This is a genomic window from Massilia sp. IC2-477, from assembly GCF_020707265.1.
Lineage (GTDB): Bacteria > Pseudomonadota > Gammaproteobacteria > Burkholderiales > Burkholderiaceae_D > Telluria.
The window spans coordinates 243,581-262,950 of sequence record NZ_JAJFEQ010000004.1 but is presented as its reverse complement, the minus strand read 5'-3'; the positions used below and the strand labels follow the sequence as shown (position 1 = coordinate 262,950).

At 63.6% G+C, this 19,370-nt stretch carries 21 protein-coding genes; 15 read left to right on the top strand and 6 right to left on the bottom strand.

Going from position 1 to position 19,370, the window contains the following annotated elements; all coding sequences use genetic code 11:
* Positions 1–48: 48 nt before the first annotated feature.
* A complete protein-coding gene (locus tag LK542_RS10025; protein ID WP_227811796.1) occupies positions 49–537 on the bottom strand; it encodes a GNAT family N-acetyltransferase in 489 nt (162 codons plus the stop codon).
* Positions 538–627: 90 nt separating this feature from the next.
* On the bottom strand, positions 628–1,389 hold the full coding sequence (locus tag LK542_RS10020; protein ID WP_227811795.1) for an SDR family NAD(P)-dependent oxidoreductase: 762 nt from the start codon (positions 1,387–1,389) through the stop codon (positions 628–630).
* A gap of 294 nt (positions 1,390–1,683) precedes the next feature.
* Here LK542_RS10020 and LK542_RS10015 point away from each other — a divergent pair, with 294 nt between their 5' ends.
* From LK542_RS10015 to LK542_RS10005, 3 genes are all read left to right on the top strand, one after another.
* Positions 1,684–1,899, top strand: a complete 216-nt coding sequence (locus LK542_RS10015; RefSeq protein ID WP_227811794.1) for a hypothetical protein — start codon at positions 1,684–1,686, stop codon at positions 1,897–1,899.
* 229 nt (positions 1,900–2,128) lie between these two features.
* On the top strand, positions 2,129–2,794 hold the full coding sequence (locus tag LK542_RS10010) for an OmpA family protein (RefSeq protein ID WP_227811793.1): 666 nt from the start codon (positions 2,129–2,131) through the stop codon (positions 2,792–2,794).
* Positions 2,795–2,824: 30 nt separating this feature from the next.
* On the top strand, positions 2,825–3,280 hold the full coding sequence (locus tag LK542_RS10005) for a hypothetical protein (RefSeq protein ID WP_227799069.1): 456 nt from the start codon (positions 2,825–2,827) through the stop codon (positions 3,278–3,280).
* Between the two features lie 90 nt (positions 3,281–3,370).
* Here LK542_RS10005 and acnA read toward each other — a convergent pair whose 3' ends face one another.
* From acnA to LK542_RS09985, 4 genes are all read right to left on the bottom strand, one after another.
* Complete coding sequence (acnA, locus tag LK542_RS10000) at positions 3,371–6,079, bottom strand: aconitate hydratase AcnA (protein ID WP_227799068.1); 2,709 nt, start codon at positions 6,077–6,079, stop codon at positions 3,371–3,373.
* 82 nt (positions 6,080–6,161) lie between these two features.
* The gene (locus LK542_RS09995) at positions 6,162–6,713 is read right to left on the bottom strand and encodes a hypothetical protein (protein WP_227811792.1); all 552 of its coding nucleotides are present in this window, start codon (positions 6,711–6,713) and stop codon (positions 6,162–6,164) included.
* Positions 6,713–7,702 (bottom strand): CoA ester lyase, encoded by a 990-nt coding sequence (locus LK542_RS09990; RefSeq protein ID WP_227799066.1) that lies wholly within the window; start codon positions 7,700–7,702, stop codon positions 6,713–6,715. Before LK542_RS09990 ends, LK542_RS09995 begins: the two co-directional genes overlap by 1 nt.
* Before the next feature lie 91 nt (positions 7,703–7,793).
* On the bottom strand, positions 7,794–8,783 hold the full coding sequence (locus tag LK542_RS09985) for a malate dehydrogenase (protein WP_227811791.1): 990 nt from the start codon (positions 8,781–8,783) through the stop codon (positions 7,794–7,796).
* Positions 8,784–9,043: 260 nt separating this feature from the next.
* Between LK542_RS09985 and LK542_RS09980 the strand changes: the two genes are divergently transcribed.
* The 12 genes from LK542_RS09980 to LK542_RS09925 all read left to right on the top strand — a co-directional run bounded on the left by LK542_RS09980 (position 9,044) and on the right by LK542_RS09925 (position 19,328).
* Positions 9,044–9,802 (top strand): GntR family transcriptional regulator, encoded by a 759-nt coding sequence (locus tag LK542_RS09980; RefSeq protein WP_227811790.1) that lies wholly within the window; start codon positions 9,044–9,046, stop codon positions 9,800–9,802.
* Between the two features lie 332 nt (positions 9,803–10,134).
* A complete protein-coding gene (sdhC, locus tag LK542_RS09975; RefSeq protein WP_159705435.1) occupies positions 10,135–10,548 on the top strand; it encodes a succinate dehydrogenase, cytochrome b556 subunit in 414 nt (137 codons plus the stop codon).
* Between the two features lie 2 nt (positions 10,549–10,550).
* Positions 10,551–10,919: a succinate dehydrogenase, hydrophobic membrane anchor protein gene (gene sdhD, locus LK542_RS09970; RefSeq protein ID WP_227799063.1), complete on the top strand. Its 369-nt coding sequence runs from the start codon at positions 10,551–10,553 to the stop codon at positions 10,917–10,919.
* A 2-nt stretch (positions 10,920–10,921) separates the two neighbouring features.
* Entirely contained in the window at positions 10,922–12,700 is a 1,779-nt protein-coding gene (sdhA, locus tag LK542_RS09965; protein WP_227799062.1) for a succinate dehydrogenase flavoprotein subunit, read from the top strand.
* A gap of 51 nt (positions 12,701–12,751) precedes the next feature.
* Positions 12,752–13,462: a succinate dehydrogenase iron-sulfur subunit gene (locus LK542_RS09960; protein WP_227799061.1), complete on the top strand. Its 711-nt coding sequence runs from the start codon at positions 12,752–12,754 to the stop codon at positions 13,460–13,462.
* A 221-nt stretch (positions 13,463–13,683) separates the two neighbouring features.
* Complete coding sequence (locus LK542_RS09955) at positions 13,684–13,950, top strand: succinate dehydrogenase assembly factor 2 (protein WP_373889504.1); 267 nt, start codon at positions 13,684–13,686, stop codon at positions 13,948–13,950.
* Positions 13,951–13,998: 48 nt separating this feature from the next.
* Positions 13,999–15,300 (top strand): citrate synthase, encoded by a 1,302-nt coding sequence (gene gltA, locus LK542_RS09950; protein ID WP_227811789.1) that lies wholly within the window; start codon positions 13,999–14,001, stop codon positions 15,298–15,300.
* A gap of 117 nt (positions 15,301–15,417) precedes the next feature.
* Positions 15,418–15,918, top strand: a complete 501-nt coding sequence (locus LK542_RS09945; protein ID WP_227799058.1) for a DUF3592 domain-containing protein — start codon at positions 15,418–15,420, stop codon at positions 15,916–15,918.
* Positions 15,919–15,939: 21 nt separating this feature from the next.
* Entirely contained in the window at positions 15,940–16,344 is a 405-nt protein-coding gene (locus tag LK542_RS09940; RefSeq protein ID WP_227811788.1) for a GFA family protein, read from the top strand.
* 106 nt (positions 16,345–16,450) lie between these two features.
* Positions 16,451–16,807, top strand: a complete 357-nt coding sequence (locus LK542_RS09935; protein WP_227811787.1) for a hypothetical protein — start codon at positions 16,451–16,453, stop codon at positions 16,805–16,807.
* An 82-nt stretch (positions 16,808–16,889) separates the two neighbouring features.
* Entirely contained in the window at positions 16,890–18,872 is a 1,983-nt protein-coding gene (locus tag LK542_RS09930) for a TonB-dependent receptor (protein WP_227811786.1), read from the top strand.
* 99 nt (positions 18,873–18,971) lie between these two features.
* On the top strand, positions 18,972–19,328 hold the full coding sequence (locus LK542_RS09925) for a hypothetical protein (RefSeq protein WP_227811785.1): 357 nt from the start codon (positions 18,972–18,974) through the stop codon (positions 19,326–19,328).
* The last annotated feature ends 42 nt before the right edge of the window (positions 19,329–19,370 follow it).

The window sequence follows — 19,370 nt, the reverse complement described above, 5'->3', positions numbered from 1 at the left end:
CTAATCAATTATTCCAGCCGTCGCTCAGGAAAACTGAGGGGCCAGGCATCAGGAAGGCTTGTTCAGGGACTTGCGCATGACGGCATTGCGCAGTGCGATGCCGCGCACTACCGGATACTGCTCGCTTTCCACGCGAAAGCCGGCATGCCTGAAGAAGGGCTGCGCCGTCAGGCTCACATGGGAAAACAGCTCCGTGATGCCCTGTGAACGTGCAAGCTCGTGCAAGTGACGCATCAAGGCTGTGCCGACGCCCTGGCCACTGAACTCGGCGGCGACGAAGAATTGGTCGATACAGCCGTCGGGCTGGAGGTCGGCGAATCCCGCCAGGCGCCTGTCGACTTCGGCGACCCAGGGGCGATTCGACTGGATGCGGGCGATCCATCGCATCCGGCTGTCCTCATCCATGACGGCCGTGGCCCATGCATCGATCTGTTCGGGCGTATAGTCGCGGCTGGCGAGACCGCGGACGGAAGACTGGAAAACGGCCAGCAAAGACAGCTCTTCACCGGCGGCGCAGGGGCGGATGTGCATGGTCATCACTGAAAAAGCTTGATTATGCCGCGCCCCTCAATGGCAATGCTTCTGCATTTGTCATGCCATGTCCCTGACTGCCGGACTGAACCGCCGCTACATTGGCGGCTGTCCGTTCGAGGCCGACAAGCCGTTATCCACCTGCAGGTTGACCCCGGTGAGCAGCCGCGCGTCTTCGCTTGCGAGGAATGCCATCACCGCCGCGACACCTTCCGGATCCATGGGCGCGCCGAGCGGCATGCGTTCCTTGAACTTCTCCACCAGCTCGGGATCGCTCACCATGTCCTCGGTCATCCGGCTGACGGTAAAGCTCGGGTTGACCGCGTTCACCCGCACCCCGTGCTTTGCCGCGTCCATCGACATCGAGCGCACCATGTTGCTGACGGCGCCCTTCGAGGTGTTGTAGGCGAACAGTTCCCAGTCGCCGCCAAGCCCCGAGACGGACGAGGTCATGACGATCGAACCGCGCGTCTTGACGAGTTCGGGCATGGCCGCCTTGGCCATGTGGTAGTAGCCGCCGACATTGACTGCCATGACGCGTTCGAAGTCTTCTTCGCTCGTCTTCATGATGTCGCCTTCGGTTGCGACGCCGGCATTGTTGATCAGGATGTGCAGCGCGCCGAAGCGGTCGACGGCCGCCTTGACGGCTGCCGCTGCGGTTTCCTTGGCGGCGGTATCGCCGACCTGCACGAGGATACGATCCTGGGGCAGCTTTGCGGCCGATTCCTTGAGGCATGCCTCGTCTATATCGAGCATGACGACGCGGGCGCCCTCGTCGAGGAAGCGGCGGGCGACCGCCAGACCGATGCCGGACGCGGCACCTGTCACCAGTACGACTTTGTCTTTGAAGCGGTTCATGCGTTCTCCTTCCATGTCGGGCCCATGTGGTCGATGGCGACCATATCACAGCCGAAAAAACACGGTTTTTCCGTGCCGGAAGGCAAGCTCTACTTGTGGCCGGCTTCATGTCTGACGAGGCGATGAGCACTTGTCCTCTACAGACCGCGTGTTCGGACAGGCAAACTGCTTACATGGGTCACCATGGCTTGAAGCCGATCCTATTGCTCAAGGAGAAATACCATGCGTAAGTTGATGTTGACGGCAGCGAGCGCACTTTGTTTGCTCGGGTGTGCGACGCCACAGGAACGGGCAATGCAGCAACAGGCTGAGATGGAACGCCTGATGGCCGAATTCGGGCCGGCGTGCAGCCAGCTGGGCTATGCGATGAATTCGGATCCCTGGCGCGATTGCGTGCTCCAGTCGGCCCAGAGAAGCGGCCGTAGTGGCGTCTCGACCTCCATCTTCGGCGGCATAGGCAGTGGAGGACGCGGTTCCGGCATCGGGATCGGCATCGGAATAGGGCGCTAGCGCATCCAACTCTGACGGGGCCAGAAACAAGAAGGCCGGGATCCTCGCGGATTCCGGCCTTCTTGTTTCTGGCGCACCCGCTTGCGCAGACTCTTGCATCAGCTAGTTGTCGAAATGAAAGGAACGGCCGCCATTTCGCGGGTGGGGTAAAAACGCGCTACGGACTTGGTTCAGTTACATGGATCGAGTTTATTCAAACTCTAGCAAAACAGATAAGGAGAACAAGCTCATGGCAAATTCGGATCATCAGAACGACGGTGCACCACCAAGGAACGTCCATATCGGCCCCGAGAAGAAAACCAAGTGGCTCCCCTGGCTGCTGCTGGCGCTGGGGCTGCTCGCGCTCCTGTTCGGGCTCAGGAGCTGCAGGAACAACGACGAGGCCGCCCTCACGGCGCCGGTCGCGACGACCGAGCCTGTAGCACCGGCGCCGGCCACGACGCCTGCCGTACCGGCACCGGCACCGGTGACCGCCCCTGCCGCCGGCGCCGCTGCGGTCCTGCCCGGCGCCTCGACCGTCGGCACCTATCTGGCCGGTACCGAAGCTCTGCCGCGCACCTTCGTGTTTGAAAAGCTGAATTTCGATACTGCCAAGAGCAACATCCGGGAGGCCGATCGTGAAGAGCTGAACGCGCTGGCGGCCGTGATGAAGCAATACCCGAATGCGCGCATCCAGATCGTCGGTTACGCCGATGCACGTGGCACCGCCCCAGCCAACGCCACGCTCGGCAAGGAGCGCGCCGACAGCGTGAAAGCGGCGCTCGTCGCGCAAGGAATCGACGCCGGCCGTCTCGAGACCGCTTCAGGCGGCGAGACCGACCCGGTCGATACCAACGCCACTGCGAGCGGCCAGTTCGAGAACCGCCGCGCCGAGCTGGTCGTCCTGGCACGCTGATTTCCGAACACCTCTTACAAAGGAGCATCCATGTCACGTACTCTCACTGCATTGTTCGACACGCGTGCCGACGCCGAAGCCGGCCGCCAGCGACTGCTCGACGCCCATGTCGATGCAGACCACGTCAGGATCCACGACAAGTCCTCCGTCGGCGAAAGCGGCTACTCGTCACAGGAGTCGCCGGGCTTGTGGGCCTCGATCAAGAACGCCTTCCTGCCCGATTCGGACCGCCATCTCTACGAGGAGGGCATTCGTCGTGGCGGCTTCCTCTTGACCGCCGATATCGATGGCGATGACGCCGGCGAGGCGATCCGGGCACTCGAGGATGTCACCGTCAACAGCGTCGATATCGATGAGCGCGCTTCCCAATGGAAGTCCCAAGGCTGGAACGCACCGTCGGCAAGCGCGGCGGCGGCGGGAGGCGCTTCGCGCTCCGTGGGCCAGCGCGGCGCGCGGGTCTGTTCGTACAGCGTCGGAAAGCCGTAAGAAGCCCAGGCTTCGATCGACAAAAAAAAAGGGCTGGAACCCGTCAAGGTTCCAGCCCTTTTGATTTACCCCCTGCGGGGCGCTTCCTGATTACGCAGCCAGCAGCTGGCGCAGCACGAACGGCAGGATGCCGCCATGCTTGTAGTAGTCGACTTCGATCGGGGTGTCGATACGCAGCAGCACTTGGACTTCCTGCGATTCGCCGCCTTCGCGGTGGATCACCAGGGTGGCCAGTTGTTGCGGCTTGATCTCGCCTTCCAGGCCCTTCAGGTCGAAGGTTTCCTTGCCGGTGATGCCCAGGCTTTCGACGCTGTCGTTGCCGATGAACTGCAGCGGCAGCACGCCCATGCCGACCAGGTTCGAGCGGTGGATGCGTTCGTACGAACGCACGACCACGGCCTTCACGCCCAGCAGCTGGGTGCCCTTGGCAGCCCAGTCGCGCGACGAGCCGGTGCCGTACTCTTCGCCGCCGAAGATCATGGTCGGGGTGCCTTCCGCCACGTACTTCATTGCCGCGTCATAGATCGACAGCTGTTCGCCCGACGGCTGGTGGATGGTGATGCCTCCTTCGACTGCGGAACCATCGGCCTTCGGCGGGATCATCTTGTTCTTGATGCGCACGTTGGCGAAGGTGCCGCGCATCATGATCTCGTGGTTGCCGCGGCGTGAGCCGTAGGAGTTGAAGTCCGCCTTCAGGACATTGTGCTCCTTGAGCCACTTGCCTGCCGGACCGTCTTCCTTGATCGAACCGGCCGGGGAGATGTGGTCGGTGGTGATCGAATCGCCGAACACGCCCAGTGCGCGTGCGCCGGTGATGCCGGTGGCGGCGGTTTTCGGGGTCATCTCGAAGTCCGCGAAGAACGGCGGCTCGGCGATGTAGGTCGACTCAGGCCAGTTGTAGACTTGACCTTCGGTCGACGACACGCGCTGCCACAGTTCGCCCGGGTTGCCCTTCACGTCGGCGTAGTTCTTCTGGAAGACTTCCGAGTTCATCGCGAAGCGCATCAGTTCGCCCACTTCCTGCGACGACGGCCAGATGTCGCCCAGGTAGACGTCGACGCCGTTCTGGTCCTTGCCCAGCGGCTCGCTCATCAGGTCCTTGGTCATGTTGCCGGCGATGGCGTAGGCAACGACCAGCGGCGGCGAAGCCAGGAAGTTCGAACGGATGTTCGGGTGGATACGCGCTTCGAAGTTACGGTTGCCCGACAGGACGGCTGAGGCGACGATGTCGTTCTCGACGATCGCGGCGTTCAGTTCCGGGGTCAGGTCGCCGGCGTTACCGATGCAGGTGGTGCAGCCGTAGGCGGTCACGCCGAAGCCCAGCTTGTCCAGGTAAGGCAGCAGGCCGGCGGCGGTCAGGTACTCGGTGACCACGCGCGAGCCGGGAGCCAGCGAGGACTTGATGTGCGGCGCCACGGTCAGGCCGCGCTCGACGGCTTTCTTGGCCAGCAGGCCGGCGGCCAGCAGCACGCTCGGGTTCGAGGTGTTGGTGCACGAGGTGATGGCGGCGATCAGGACGTCGCCGTTCTTCACGCGCACGCCGTTGGTCGTTTCGTAGACCTTGTGCAGGTCGTCCGGGGTCTTGTTGAAGCCGTTCTGGGTGGTCGGCTTGCTGAACAGGTCGGTGAAGGTGTTCTTCACGTGGCCCAGTTCGATACGGTCCTGCGGGCGCTTCGGGCCGGCCAGCGACGGGGTCACGGTCGACAGGTCGAGGTGCAGCACGCGGGTGTATTCGATCTCGCCTTCCTGCGGGATGCCGAACATGCCCTGGGCCTTGTAGTAGTTCTCGAAGGCTGCCAGTTCTTCTTCGGTACGGCCGGTGCCGCGGAAGTAGTCGACGGTCGCTTCGTCCACCGGGAAGAAGCCCATGGTCGCGCCGTATTCCGGGGCCATGTTGGCGATGGTGGCGCGGTCGGTGGTCGACAGCGAACGGGTGCCGGCGCCGAAGAACTCGACGAACTTGCCGACGACTTTTTCACGGCGCAGCATTTCGGTGATGGTCAGCACCAGGTCGGTCGCGGTGCAGCCTTCGCGCAGCTTGCCGGTCAGGTTGACGCCGATGACGTCCGGGGTCAGGAAGTAGACCGGCTGGCCCAGCATGCCGGCTTCCGCCTCGATGCCGCCCACGCCCCAGCCGACCACGCCGACGCCGTTGATCATGGTGGTGTGCGAGTCGGTACCGACCAGGGTGTCCGGGTAGAACACCTCGCCCTGGCGCATCACGCCGCGGGCCAGGTATTCCAGGTTGACCTGGTGGACGATGCCGAAGCCCGGCGGCACGACGCCGAAGGTGTCGAAGGCCTGCATGCCCCACTTCATGAACTGGTAGCGCTCGTTATTGCGCTGGAATTCCAGCTTCATGTTCAGGTCCAGCGCGCCCGGCTCGCGGAAGTGGTCGATGGTGACCGAGTGGTCGACCACCAGGTCGACCGGCACCAGCGGCTCGATCTTCTTCGGATCGGCGCCCATCTTCGAGGCGACGTTGCGCATCGCGGCCAGGTCGGCCAGCAGCGGCACGCCGGTGAAGTCCTGCAGCACGACGCGCGCGACAACGAAGGGGATCTCTTCGGTGCGCTCGGCGGTCGGGCCCCAGTTGGCCAGCTGCTTGATGTGCTCTTCGGTGACCTTCTTGCCGTCGCAGTTGCGCAGGACGGATTCGAGGACGATACGGATCGACACCGGCAGGCGCGACAGGTTCACACCGAGGGCTTCGCCCAGGGCCGGCAGCGAGTAGTACTGGCCGGTCTGGCCGGCGCCAGCCGGGAATTCCTTCAGTGTGTTCAGGGTGTTGCGAGACATAATCTCTCCTTCAGTGGGGATTAATTGTTATTCCGGTACTGCCATTTACTTCATAGGGCGATCCGACGGTGTCAGCCGCGGATCATCCGTTCTTTTGCGCGGTCGCAGCGCTCGCCACGGCCGCCGCCTGTTCGGCGTTCTTGCATTCGTTGGCCAGCTGCCGGTTCAGCTTCGAATCCAGCAGGATGCCCTTGGCCGGGATGCCGATCCAAATCAGCCCCCAGAACGGGTTCTCGAAGCGCAGCGCGCCCGTCGTGGTGCCCACGCGGTTCAGGCGGTGCAGGCGCTTCTTCCAGCGCAGGGCGATATGGCCCTCGTCCTTCGCGTTCGTATAAATCGTGATCTTGTTGCCGAGTTCGCAGCTGTACTCGGTGACGATCGTGTCGGTAATGTCCGGTTCCGCTTCGTCCTCGGCGCTGAAAGCGGGAGCGGCAACGGCGGCTGCAGCTGCGGCTGCGCCCGCGGCGGCGGCCTTCTTTGCCTTGGCCTTCGGCTTGGCTTTCGACTTCGCCTTCAGGACGTCTTCGGCTTTCGGGTGATTTTTCTCGGGCGCCGCGCTGGCGTGCGCGCACACGCCGACGGCTGCAAGCGCAAACGCGCCGGCAGCCAGGAGTCGGGAGAGGAGGGTGGCCATTATGGGGAATCCGTTTGGTTGACGATTGCCGCGGCGGCTTCCGGCAGCGCAAGGCCGGCCAGCTTCGCGCGCTGCAAAACGGTCCAATAATATCGGTAGCTCGCGCGGTCGTGCAAGCGGCCGTGCTGGGCGATGGGGCCCCATCCCGCGTTCATCGCTTCCTGCAGAATATTCGTTGCTTCGTTCACTTCTGACAGGCGCGGCGTGAAGGCTTTCAGGATCGGCTTGATCTGGTCCGGGTGGATGCTCCACATGCGGGTGAACCCGAATTCCGCCCCGGCGCGCTGGGCGTCATTGGCGACCACCGCGCTGTCCTTGATGTCGGTGGTGACGTTGTGCGAAGCCACCTTGCCGTGCGCGTGGCAGGCCGCGACCATCTCGAGCTTGGCGCGCACCACCAGCGGGTGGGTGAACTGGCCCGGCGTGCGCATCGCGCTGGCCGGCACCGCGCCGTAGTGGGCGGAGACGAAATCCATGATGCCAAAGGACAGGCACTCGACCTGGGGCAGGGCGGCGATGTCGTAGGCGTCGCGCAGGGCGCCGTGGGTTTCGATCAGGACGTGGACGGGCAGGTCATTCCGGCCGGCCTTGCAGGCATGCTGGTTGATCAGGTCGATCGCGCGAATGACTTCGGCGGTGCTTTCCACCTTCGGCAGCACCACGTAGGCCAGGCGTTTTGCCGTGGCGCCGACGATGGCGGCGACGTCGCCCGCGAAGTGCTGGCTGCCGGTGTCGTGCAGGCGCACGCCGATGCGGTTGAAGCGGTTGTCTTCGCTATTGATCAGCTGTGTGACCAGCAGCGCATGTTCGACCTCGCTGCCGGCGGCGGCGCCGTCCTCGCAGTCGAAGGTGATGTCGAAAACGGGCCCAAGCTCTTGTTGCAGGGCCATCGATTTGCGCATCAGCTTCTCCGAGCCGGCGTAGTGATCGCAGGCGGGGAGGAGGAGCGGCTGGCGTTTGCCCTGGAATAAAACCTCGGAAGGGTGCATGGTATGTCTTGAAACGGATCGGCCATGCCGTCGTTGAAACGGCATGGCGCGGTTGGCGCGCCCGCAACATGCGGACGCGCCGTTGTACTACTTAAGCCAGCAGGTGAGCGACGCCGGCTTTCTCTTCTTCCAGCTCTTTCAGGGTCAGGTTGATGCGTTCCTGCGAGAAGGCATCGATTTCCAGGCCCTGGACGATCTTGTATTCGCCGTTTTCGGTGGTCACCGGGAAGCCGAACATGGTGCCTTCCGGGATGCCGTACGAACCGTCCGACGGGATGCCCATGGTGGTCCACTTGCCGCCGGTGCCCAGCACCCAGTCACGCACGTGGTCGATCGCTGCGTTGGCGGCCGATGCTGCCGACGAGGCGCCGCGCGCTTCGATGATGGCGGCACCGCGCTTGCCGACGGTCGGCAGGAAGGTGTCGCGGTTCCAGACGTCGTCGTTGATCGCTTCCTTGACCGACTGGCCGTCGATGGTGGCGAAGCGGTAGTCGGCGTACATGGTCGGCGAGTGGTTGCCCCACACGGCCATCTTTTCGATGCTGCCGACTGGTTTGCCCAGCTTGGCGGCGACTTGCGACAGGGCGCGGTTGTGGTCCAGGCGCAGCATGGCGGTGAAGTTCTTGGCCGGCAGGTTCGGAGCCGACTTCATGGCGATGTAGGCGTTGGTGTTGGCCGGGTTGCCGACCACCAGCACCTTGACGTTGCGCGAAGCGACGGCGTCCAGCGCCTTGCCCTGCACGGTGAAGATCTGGGCGTTGGCTTCCAGCAGGTCCTTGCGCTCCATGCCCGGGCCGCGCGGACGGGCGCCGACCAGCAGGGCCACGTCGGCATCCTTGAAGGCGGTCATCGGGTCGGCGTGGGCGGTCATGCCGGCCAGCAGCGGGAATGCGCAGTCGTCGATTTCCATCATGACGCCCTTGAGCGCCTTCTGTGCCTTCTCGTTGTCGATCTCGAGCAGCTGCAGGATGACCGGCTGGTCCTTGCCCAGCATGTCGCCGTTGGCGATGCGGAACAGCAGGGAATAGCCGATCTGGCCGGCCGCGCCGGTGACGGCGACGCGCATTGGGGTTTTAGCCATGATGAATCTCCAAAGTGGGAATGAAAACGGTCGAGCCGGGGTGCCGGTTTTAGGGAAACTGCAATGATACCAAAAGCGACACCGTGTCAATTGGATATCGCGCGCATACGTGAAGGGCAGGCGTGGATGTCCAAACCGACCGCGAGTTTATGCCTCCGCTGTTCTATCTGTCAATTCATATCATATGTCTTATATAAGACACATGTGTTGACGGTCGCGCACTGGACGGACGTGCACTTTTTGTGGTGAAATCACGGTCTATGAACCCCCTTCCGCCCAACAGCAGCGATGCGGTCGACGCGTCGCCGTCGTTCCGTCCGTTGTACCAGCAGATCAAGGCCCTGATCACCCAGAGCCTGCAGTCGGGCGAATGGAAGCCGGGCGAGCTGATGCCGAGCGAGGTCGAGCTGGCCGGCCGCTTCAAGGTCAGCCAGGGCACCGTGCGCAAGGCCATCGACGAGCTGGCGGCCGAGAACCTGGTGGTGCGCCGCCAGGGCAAGGGCACCTTCGTTGCCACCCACGCGGAAGAGCGCGCCCATTTCCGCTTCCTGCGCCTGAACCCCGACGAGGGCGTTCCCCACCATCCCGAGAACCGCATTATCGCCGTGTTGCGCATCCGCGCCACGGCCGAGGTCGCGCGCCTGCTCGAGCTGAAGTCGGGCGACGCCGTGGTCTACATCAAGCGCGTGCAGTCCTTCGATGGGGTGCCGACCATCCTGGAAGAGCTGTGGCTGCCGGGTCAGATTTTCAAGGGGCTGACGGCGGAGCGCCTGGTGGAATACAAGGGGCCGATGTACGGCCTGTTCGAGTCGGAATTCGGCACGCGCATGATCCGTGCGACCGAGAAGATCCGCGCGGTGGCGGCGGATGCGGCCGCGAGCGAGCAACTGAAGGTGGCGGAAGGCACGCCGCTGCTGTGTGCGGACCGGGTGTCGTTTACCTATGGCGACAAGCCGGTCGAGCTGCGCCGAGGCATTTATTCGACAGCTCGCCACCATTATCAGAACGAGTTGTCATAAGAGATACCCGTAGGGTGGGCGGCTTCGCCGCCCACGCGTTCAAACGGGCATGCGTTGCCTGAACGCGTGGGCGGGAAACCCGCCCACCCTACGAAAACACGGCGCCGGCTTGCTGACGCCCAACTGTGGTGGGCCAGACTGGCGCTCTGCAGTGATCGCATGAAGCGATTAAAATATGTTGGTTTTGCGTAAGTGGCGTACGTTACCGGTGCGCCGCAGGGATGTTCCGGTTTTCTGCATGCAGATGCTTGGTGCCCCGTTACAAAATCGGCGAAAATGAAGGGTTCACTAAAAATCTGTCGTCATAAGGGAGGTGTTACATGTCCGAAGCCGTGAGAGAAGCTGCAAAAAAAGGGCGGCCGGAGTTCCGCAACGTTGGCATTGGGGATATTACAAGTAAATATCGCATGCCGCCATCGGCCATCGTGTCGATCCTGCACCGCGTCAGCGGCGCCGGTCTGTTCCTGTTCCTGCCGTTCCTGCTGTACCTGCTGCAGGAAAGCCTGCTGTCGGAAATCTCGTTCGAGCATTTCCGCGGTGTCGTTGGCAACCCGTTTGCCAAGATCATCCTGGTCGGCCTGTCCTGGGCTTACCTGCACCACTTCGTCGCCGGCGTGCGTCACCTGTTCATGGACAACCACCTGGCCCTGGACAAGGATGCCGCCCAGAAGACCGCACGCTGGGTGCTGATCATCAGCCTGGTGCTGACCGCACTGGTCGCCCTGAAACTGTTCGGAGTCTTTTAATCATGGCAAACAAGAATAATATCGGACCGCGCCGCCTCGTCGTCGGCGCCCACTACGGCGTCAAGGACTGGCTGGCGCAGCGCGTCACCGCCATCGTGATGGCCGTGTTCACGGTCGTGCTGCTGGTTTCTTTTCTCACCGGCCAGAATTTCACCTATGAAGGCTGGGCTGGCCTGTTCGCGCGCCAGTGGTTCAAGCTGTTCGCCCTGGTGACCTTCCTGGGCCTGTTCTACCACGCCTGGGTCGGCATCCGTGACATCTGGATGGACTACGTCAAATCGGCAGGCCTGCGCCTGTTCCTGATGCTGTTGACCATCTTCTGGCTGCTCGCCTGCGCCGCCTGGACCGTGCAAATTCTCTGGAGTGTGTAATCGTGGCAGCTATTAAAACTGCAATCCCTTCGCGTCGCTTCGACGCGGTCATCGTTGGCGCCGGCGGTTCCGGCATGCGCGCATCGCTGCAGCTGGCTGAAGCCGGCCTGAACGTGGCGGTGCTGTCGAAAGTGTTCCCGACCCGTTCCCACACCGTTGCTGCCCAGGGCGGCATCGGCGCTTCGCTGGGCAACATGAGCGAAGACGACTGGTACTGGCACATGTTCGACACCGTCAAGGGCGGCGACTACCTCGGCGACCAGGACGCGATCGAATTCATGTGCCGCGAAGCACCGAAGGTCGTGTACGAGCTCGAACACTTCGGCATGCCTTTCGACCGCAACCCGGACGGCACCATCTACCAGCGTCCGTTCGGCGGCCACACCGCGAACTTCGGCGAGAAGCCGGTCCAGCGCGCCTGCGCGGCCGCTGACCGTACCGGCCACGCACTGCTGCACACCCTGTACCAGCGTAACGTCCGCGCCCGCACCCACTTCTTCGTCGAGTGGATGGCCCTCGACCTGATCCGCGACGCCGACGGCGACGTGGTCGGCGTGATGGCCCTGGAAATGGAAACCGGCGACGTCATGATCCTGGAAGCGAAGACCACCATCTTCGCCACCGGCGGCGCAGGCCGCATCTTCGCCGCATCGACCAACGCCTTCATCAACACCGGCGACGGCATGGGCATGGCGGCACGCGCCGGCCTGCCGCTGCAGGACATGGAGTTCTGGCAGTTCCACCCGACCGGTGTGTCCGGCGCGGGCGTCCTCATTACCGAGGGTGTGCGCGGCGAGGGCGGTATCCTGATCAACTCGAACGGCGAACGCTTCATGGAGCGCTACGCGCCGACCCTGAAAGACCTGGCGCCGCGCGACTTCGTCTCGCGTTCGATGGACCAGGAGATCAAGGAAGGCCGCGGCTGCGGACCGAACAAGGACCACGTGCTGCTGGACCTGCGCCACATCGGCAAGGACACCATCGAGAAGCGCCTGCCGTCGATCCTGGAAATCGGCCACAAGTTCGCCAACGTCGACGCGACCAAGGAACCGATCCCGGTCGTCCCGACCATCCACTACCAGATGGGCGGCATCCCGACCAACATCCACGGCCAGGTGGTCGCACCTGACGGCACCGGCGGCCAGAAGATCGTCAACGGCCTGTACGCGATCGGCGAATGCGCCTGCGTCTCGGTCCACGGCGCCAACCGCCTCGGCACCAACTCGCTGCTCGACCTGGTCGTGTTCGGCCGCGCGGCCGGCAACCACGTGGTGGCATCGAACCTGAAGCAGAAGGTCAACAAGCCGCTGCCGAAGGACGCCGCCGACTTCGCACTGGATCGCCTGAACCGCCTCGAGACCTCGACCGGCGGCGAAAAAGTCCAGCACGTGGCCAACGACATCCGCGCCACCATGCAGAAGTACTGCGGCGTGTTCCGTACCCAGGAACTGCTGGAAACCGGCGTCAAGGAAATCATGAAGCTCGACGAGCGTCGCAAGCACGTCTCCTTCCAGGACAAGTCGAAGGTGTTCAACACCGCCCGCGTGGAAGCGCTGGAACTCGACAACCTGATCGAGACCGCCAAGGCAACCATCGTCTCGGCCGCGGCCCGTCCGGAATCGCGCGGCGCCCACGCCCACAGCGACTACCCGAACCGCGACGACGAGAACTGGATGAAGCACACCCTGTTCTTCTCGGAAGGCAACCGCCTCGAGTACAAGCCGGTGGTGCAGAAACCGCTGACCGTCGATACCTTCAAGCCGAAGGCCCGTACTTTCTAATTTTGTGTAGGGCGGCGTTTGAATACGCTGCCCCTGAAAACAGGTAAAAACATGGCACGCACCGTCCAACTGAAGATCTACCGCTACGATCCTGACAAGGATGCGAAGCCTTACATGCAAGACGTCACCGTCGAGCTGCAAGACACCGACAAGATGCTGCTCGACGTCCTGCAGCGCATCAAGTCGGACGTCGACGATTCGCTGGCCCTGCGCCGCTCCTGCCGTGAAGGCGTGTGCGGTTCGGACGCGATGAACATCAACGGCAAGAACGGCCTGGCCTGTACCACCAACCTGAACGAGCTGACCCAGCCGATCGTGCTGCGTCCTCTGCCGGGCCTGCCGGTGGTGCGCGACCTGATCGTCGACATGACCAACTTCTTCAAGCAGTACCACTCGATCAAGCCGTACCTGATCAACGACTCGATCAAGCCGGAGAAGGAGCGCCTGCAGACCCCGGAAGAGCGCGAAGAGCTCGACGGCCTGTACGAGTGCATCCTGTGCGCCTGCTGCTCGACCTCGTGCCCGTCGTTCTGGTGGAACCCGGACAAGTTCGTCGGCCCGGCCGGCCTGCTGCAGGCCTACCGCTTCATCGCCGACTCGCGCGACGAAGCCACCAACGAGCGCCTGGACAACCTGGAAGACCCGTACCGCCTGTTCCGCTGCCACTCGATCATGAATTGCACGGACGTGTGCCCGAAGGGCCTGAATCCGAACAAGGCGATCGGCAAGATCAAGGAACTGCTGGTTCGTCGCGCGATTTAAACGTCGTTCCGGTATTTCTCTGCACATACCGCGTGGGCGGCAAAGCCGCCCACCCTACGGAACCACGAACCGGTAGGGTGGGCGGGTCCTCCCGCCCACGCGGTCTGCGAACAGCAGCAACTCGCAGCATCCCGCAATAAAGATGCCGCAAATACAGTAAAAGTACCGTACTGCCTTATCCCGGCATGCGGAGTATGATGTTGACCCAACAACGGACTCTAGTGAAAACGCATCAATCCGACCCCGCGAACCGTGCCCGCCTGCGCTGGCGCGCGCGCCGTGGCCTGCTCGAGAACGATTTGATCCTCACGCGCTTCCTCGATGCGCATGAAGAACAATTGACCGACGAGGAAGTCGATGCGCTGACCCGCTTGCTGGACCTGGCGGACAATCCGCTGATGGACCTGCTGCTGGGCCGGACCGAGCCCGAAGGCGAGGTCGACCAGCCGCATGTGCGCGCCTTGCTGGCGCGCCTTCGGCAAGCGTGAGACGCCAGTTTTTTGTTTTTAGATCCACTCCCACAAGAAGGAAGTGCCATGAATATCTCTGATACCAAAGCCACCCTGTCGTTCTCCGACGGCAGCCCGTCGGTCGACATGCCGATCTACAAGGGCACCATCGGCCCGGACGTCATCGACATCCGCAAGCTGTACGGCCAGACCGGCAAGTTCACCTACGACCCTGGCTTCATGTCGACTGCCTCGTGCAACTCGAGCATCACCTACATCGACGGTGACAAGGGCGAGCTGCTGTACCGCGGCTACCCGATCGAGCAGCTGGCCGTCAACTGCGACTTCCTGGAAACCTGCTACCTGCTGCTGAACGGCGAACTGCCGAACGCCGAACAGAAGGCCGAGTTCGAAAACACCGTGACCCGTCACACGATGGTCCACGAGCAGATGAACTTCTTCTTCCGTGGCTTCCGCCGCGACGCGCACCCGATGTCGGTCCTGGTCGGCACCGTCGGCGCGCTGGCCTCGTTCTACCACGACTCGCTCGACATCAACGATCCGAAGCAGCGTGAAATCTCGGCCATCCGCCTGATCGCCAAGCTGCCGACCCTGGTCGCGATGGCATACAAGTACTCGATCGGCCAGCCGTTCATGTACCCGCGCAACGACCTGTCGTACAGCGCGAACTTCATGCACATGATGTTCGCCAACCCGTGCGAAGAGTACAAGGTCAACGACGTGCTGGTGCGCGCCCTGGACCGCATCCTGATCCTGCACGCCGACCACGAGCAGAACGCATCGACCTCGACCGTCCGCCTGGCCGGTTCGTCGGGCGCCAACCCGTTCGCCTGTATCGCTGCCGGTATCGCCTGCCTGTGGGGCCCGGCGCACGGCGGCGCGAACGAAGCCGCACTGACCATGCTGAAGGAAATCGGCAGCGTCGAGAACATCCCGGCCTTCATCGAGAAGGTCAAGGACAAGAACTCGGGCGTGAAGCTGATGGGCTTCGGTCACCGCGTCTACAAGAACTTCGACCCGCGCGCCAAGCTGATGCGCGAAACCTGCCACGAAGTGCTGAACGAACTGGGCCTGCAGGACGACCCGCTGTTCAAGCTGGCGATGGAACTGGAAAAGATCGCCCTGAACGACGAATACTTCGTGTCGCGCAAGCTGTACCCGAACGTCGACTTCTACTCGGGTATCGTGCAGTCGGCCCTGGGCATCCCGGTCTCGCTGTTCACCGGTATCTTCGCGATGGCCCGTACCATCGGCTGGATCGCCCAGTGGAACGAAATGATCGCCGATCCGGAACAGAAGATCGGCCGTCCGCGCCAGCTGTTCGTTGGTTCGCCGGTGCGCGACGTGCCGGGCATCGACAAGCGTTAATCGCGACTCGACTCATCAAGAAAGCGGGCTTTGGCCCGCTTTTTTTTCGTTCGACTCCCCATCGGGGTGTGACTTTCCGAGCATTTTCCGTCATTAGGAAATGGCATCATCCTGACGATGAATTTCGCCACGATCCTGATCGTCTCGATGCTGGTACTGAGCTACGCTGCCGGCATCGTCATTCTGACCGCCGGAGTGCGGCAGATCCGGACTGGACTTGCGGCGCGTGACTGGCCATCGGTCGACGCGCGGCTGGAAAAATGCGAAGTCGTACCCCGATACGCCAGCAACACCAGGGCCTACCATGTGTCGGTGAAGTATTCGTACACCATTGCTGGCGTCCGCTACGAGGGCGATACCCTGGCGATCGGCTACGGCGGGTCCAGCAGCCGACGTCCGCACGAGGACGCCCGTCGAGAAGTTCTCAGCCTGGAGCGATTCACGGTCCGCTACGACCCGGCACATCCGGAGAGTTCAACCATCTTCGCGTCCGAGAATTCGCTGGTCTTCGGCACCTTCGTGTTCGGCCTGCTGTGGATGGCCTTCACACTCATCTTCACCGCCATCGTGCTGGCTGTCAGTGGCGTCGGCTCCGCCATCCTTGCGTGGATGACCTAGATACCGTCGGGGAGAAAGAGGATGATCAAGCAGGTCGGACCCACCATCATTCAGCCGAAGCACAAGGCCAGTTGCCACTGCGGCGCCGTCGAACTCGAGCTGAGTCTACCCAACGGCATCGAAAGCCCGCGCCGCTGCGACTGCTCGATCTGCCGTCGCAAGGGCGCCATCGTCGCCTCGGTACCGCTATCCGGCATCCGTATCGTCAAGGGCGAGGACGTCCTCAAGCTCTACCAGTTCAACACGATGACCGCCAAGCACTACTTCTGCTCGGTCTGCGGCATCTACACGCACCACCAGCGCCGCTCCAACCCGGAGCAGTACGGCTACAACGTCGGCTGCCTCGAGGGCGTGAATCCCTTCGACCTGGGCGAGGTGCCGACCAACGACGGCGTCCATCATCCTGCTGACCGCGCCAAGGCCTGAGGCGAGGCAGCAGTAGGGCAGGGACCATGTTTCCAGCTCCGTTGCCATAGCGTTATAATGTCCGCCTTCGGCGCCGCGCCGAGTATCGGTACCTGTATAGACAGAGATGTTCGCCAGCTTTCCACGCATCCGTTCTGCCCGCTTCGTCATCGTCCTGATGTTGACGTTGGCGATGGTGTTCGCGCACTGGCAAGGCTTGGCGCACCGGATCGCGCACGCGTCCCAGCACATCTCCTCGACGGCGGATGCGGGCAAGGATGGTTCGCTGGGATCGGATGTCAAGGCGGCCCAGCACTCCTGCCTTGCCTACGACGCCGCCACGGTCTCGCCCGCGCTGCACACGCCTGGGTGCACCACGACGGCCATTCCGGCCGACCGCATCCTGGCCCAGTGGATCGCCTTCGATTCCTGGACCGCGCCGTCCACGCCCTGGTTCTCGTCCCGCGCGCCACCCCTCGCCTGACTGCACCCTGAAATCCCGACCCGCTTGCGCCGGCTGAGCCGCGCACGCGCGTCCGTCCCGTATTCGTTTCAAGGAATTCATCATGCACGTCCAGCGTACCATCCTGGCGAGCGCGGTTCTGGCCGCACTCGCACCGTTCTCGTTTGCCCAGACCCAGAACGCCAACCCGCCCGTCGCCACCGTCGTCGTCACCGCCAATCCGTTCGGGGCGGGCGAGGGCGACCAGATCCTCACCCCGGCCAAGGTGCTGTCCGGCGACGAGCTGCGCAGCAAGCTGGGCAGCTCGCTGGGCGATACCCTTTCGAACGAACTCGGCGTCTCGGCCTCGGCCTTCGGCGCAGGCGCTTCGCGCCCGATCATCCGCGGCCTGGAAGGCAACCGCGTCAAGGTGCTGGAAAACGGCATGTCGGTGTCCGACCTGTCCGGCCTGTCGAACGACCACGCCGTCACCGGCGAAGCGGCCACCGCGCGCCAGATCGAGATCCTGCGCGGCCCGGCGGCGCTGCTGTACGGCTCCGGCGCCATCGGCGGCCTGGTCAACGTCGTCAACGAGCGCATTCCCGTCGAGCTCCACGACAAGCCGCACGGGGTAGTCGAAACCCGCTACAGCAACGTCGACCATGGCCGCGCTGCATCGTTCTCGGGTGACGGCGCCGCCGGCAAGATCTCGCTGCACGTCGACGGCAGCGGCCGCGACGCGGGCGCCTATCACGTGCCGGGACAACCGGACGGCGACACCTTGCAGAATTCCGAACTGCGCCAGCACACGCTGGGCGCGGGGGCCTCGTATATCGGCGAACGCGGCTACCTCGGCGCCTCGGTCAGCACGCTCAAGAAGAAATACGGCATCCCGGGCGGCGAGGGCGCCAGGATCGACCTCGACCAGACCCGCTACGACATCGACGGCCAGCTCAATGCGCCGATGGCAGGCTTCGACAAGCTGCGCTTCAAGGCCGGCTATTCCGACTACGGCCATGTCGAACTGAATGCCGAGGGCGGACCGGAGACCATCTTCACGAACCGCTCGCTGGAAACGCGCCTGGAGCTGAGCCACAAGCCTCTCAATGGCTGGGAAGGCAGCTTCGGCGTCCAGACCGAGCACACGCGTTTCTCCGGCCTGAGCGCGGACAGCGGTGAATCGGCGACCGTGCCGGTGACGGTCTCGGACACCCACGCCGCCTTCCTGGTCGAGAAGCGTGAATTCGGCAAGCTGCGCGTGAATGCCGGCGTGCGGGTGGAATCGGTGAAGCGCGAGCCGGAGGGCGGGGCGCCGCGCCGCAGCTTCGACCTGCTGTCCTACTCGGCGGGCGCCGTCTGGCCCGTGGCGAAGGACTACACCGTCGGCGTCACCGCCTCGGTGGCCCAACGCGCGCCAGGCACCGACGAGCTGTACTCGGGCGGTCCGCACGAATCGACCCTGACCTACGACATCGGCAACCCGAATTTTAAAAAGGAGACCTCGCGCAACCTGGAGCTCTCGTTCCGCAAGGTGACGGGCCTGGTGCGCTGGCAGGCGAACCTGTTCGAGAACCGCGTGCGCGACTTCATCTACGGCGAGGTGAGCGACACCCTGCTGGACGACAAGGGCAATCCGGGCGACGAGCTGCGCGAGCGCATCTTCCGCCAGGCGGATGCGACCATCCGCGGCGCCGAGGCCGAGATCAGCTACAACCAGCATCCGGGCAGCCGGGGCCTGTCGTTGCGCGCCTTCGGCGACCTGTCGCGCGGCTCGCTCGACGATGCGGGCAGCCTGCCGCTGCAGCCGGCCAAGCGCGTCGGCTTCGAGACCGGTTACCGGAAAGGCGCGCTGCGCGGTGGCGTGTCGGTGCTGCGCGCGTTCGAACAGGAGCGCCTGGCCTCCTTCGAGACCACGCCGACGCCGGGCTACACCCAGCTGGACGCCAACCTGTCCTACACCCAGCGCCTGCGCAACACCGACCTGACCTGGTTCATCATCGGCAAGAACCTGCTCGACCGGGACATCCGCATTTCGACCTCGGTCCTGAAGGATATCGCGCCGCTGCCGGGACGGAACATCACGGTCGGCGTGCGCGCCGCGTTTTGATCTGGCGCGGCCGGCCGGTGACTTTACCAGCCGCCGCGCTGCTATAATCGGCGCATTCTTCCTAGGTGAACCGTGCGCCGTATCGTCCATCTGCTCCTGTTGCTCTGCCTGCCCCTGTATGGCTTCGCCATGCAGGGCGGCCTGCCGCAGGCCTACGGCACGCAGACCGTCGCGCATGCAGTGGCGCACGACGAGAACATCCTGCACCACCATCACGAGGACGATTCGGTGCACTACGACGCATCGGAAAAGTCGCTCGCCCATACCCAGGACCACCACTCCTGCGCACAGGCGCTCGACCTGCTGCTTCCCTCCTGCATCGTCCCGCCCGAACAGCTGCTCTCCAGCCTCGTCGCGTCCAGCGCCGGCACAATCCCGGAACCCTTCCTCGACGGGCCACGCAAACCACCTCGCCACGCCCCCGGCCACGCCGCCGGGGGAATGACGCACGCCTGACCTGAACACCGCGCGACCCGGTCGCGCCCGTGCGCTTCCTTC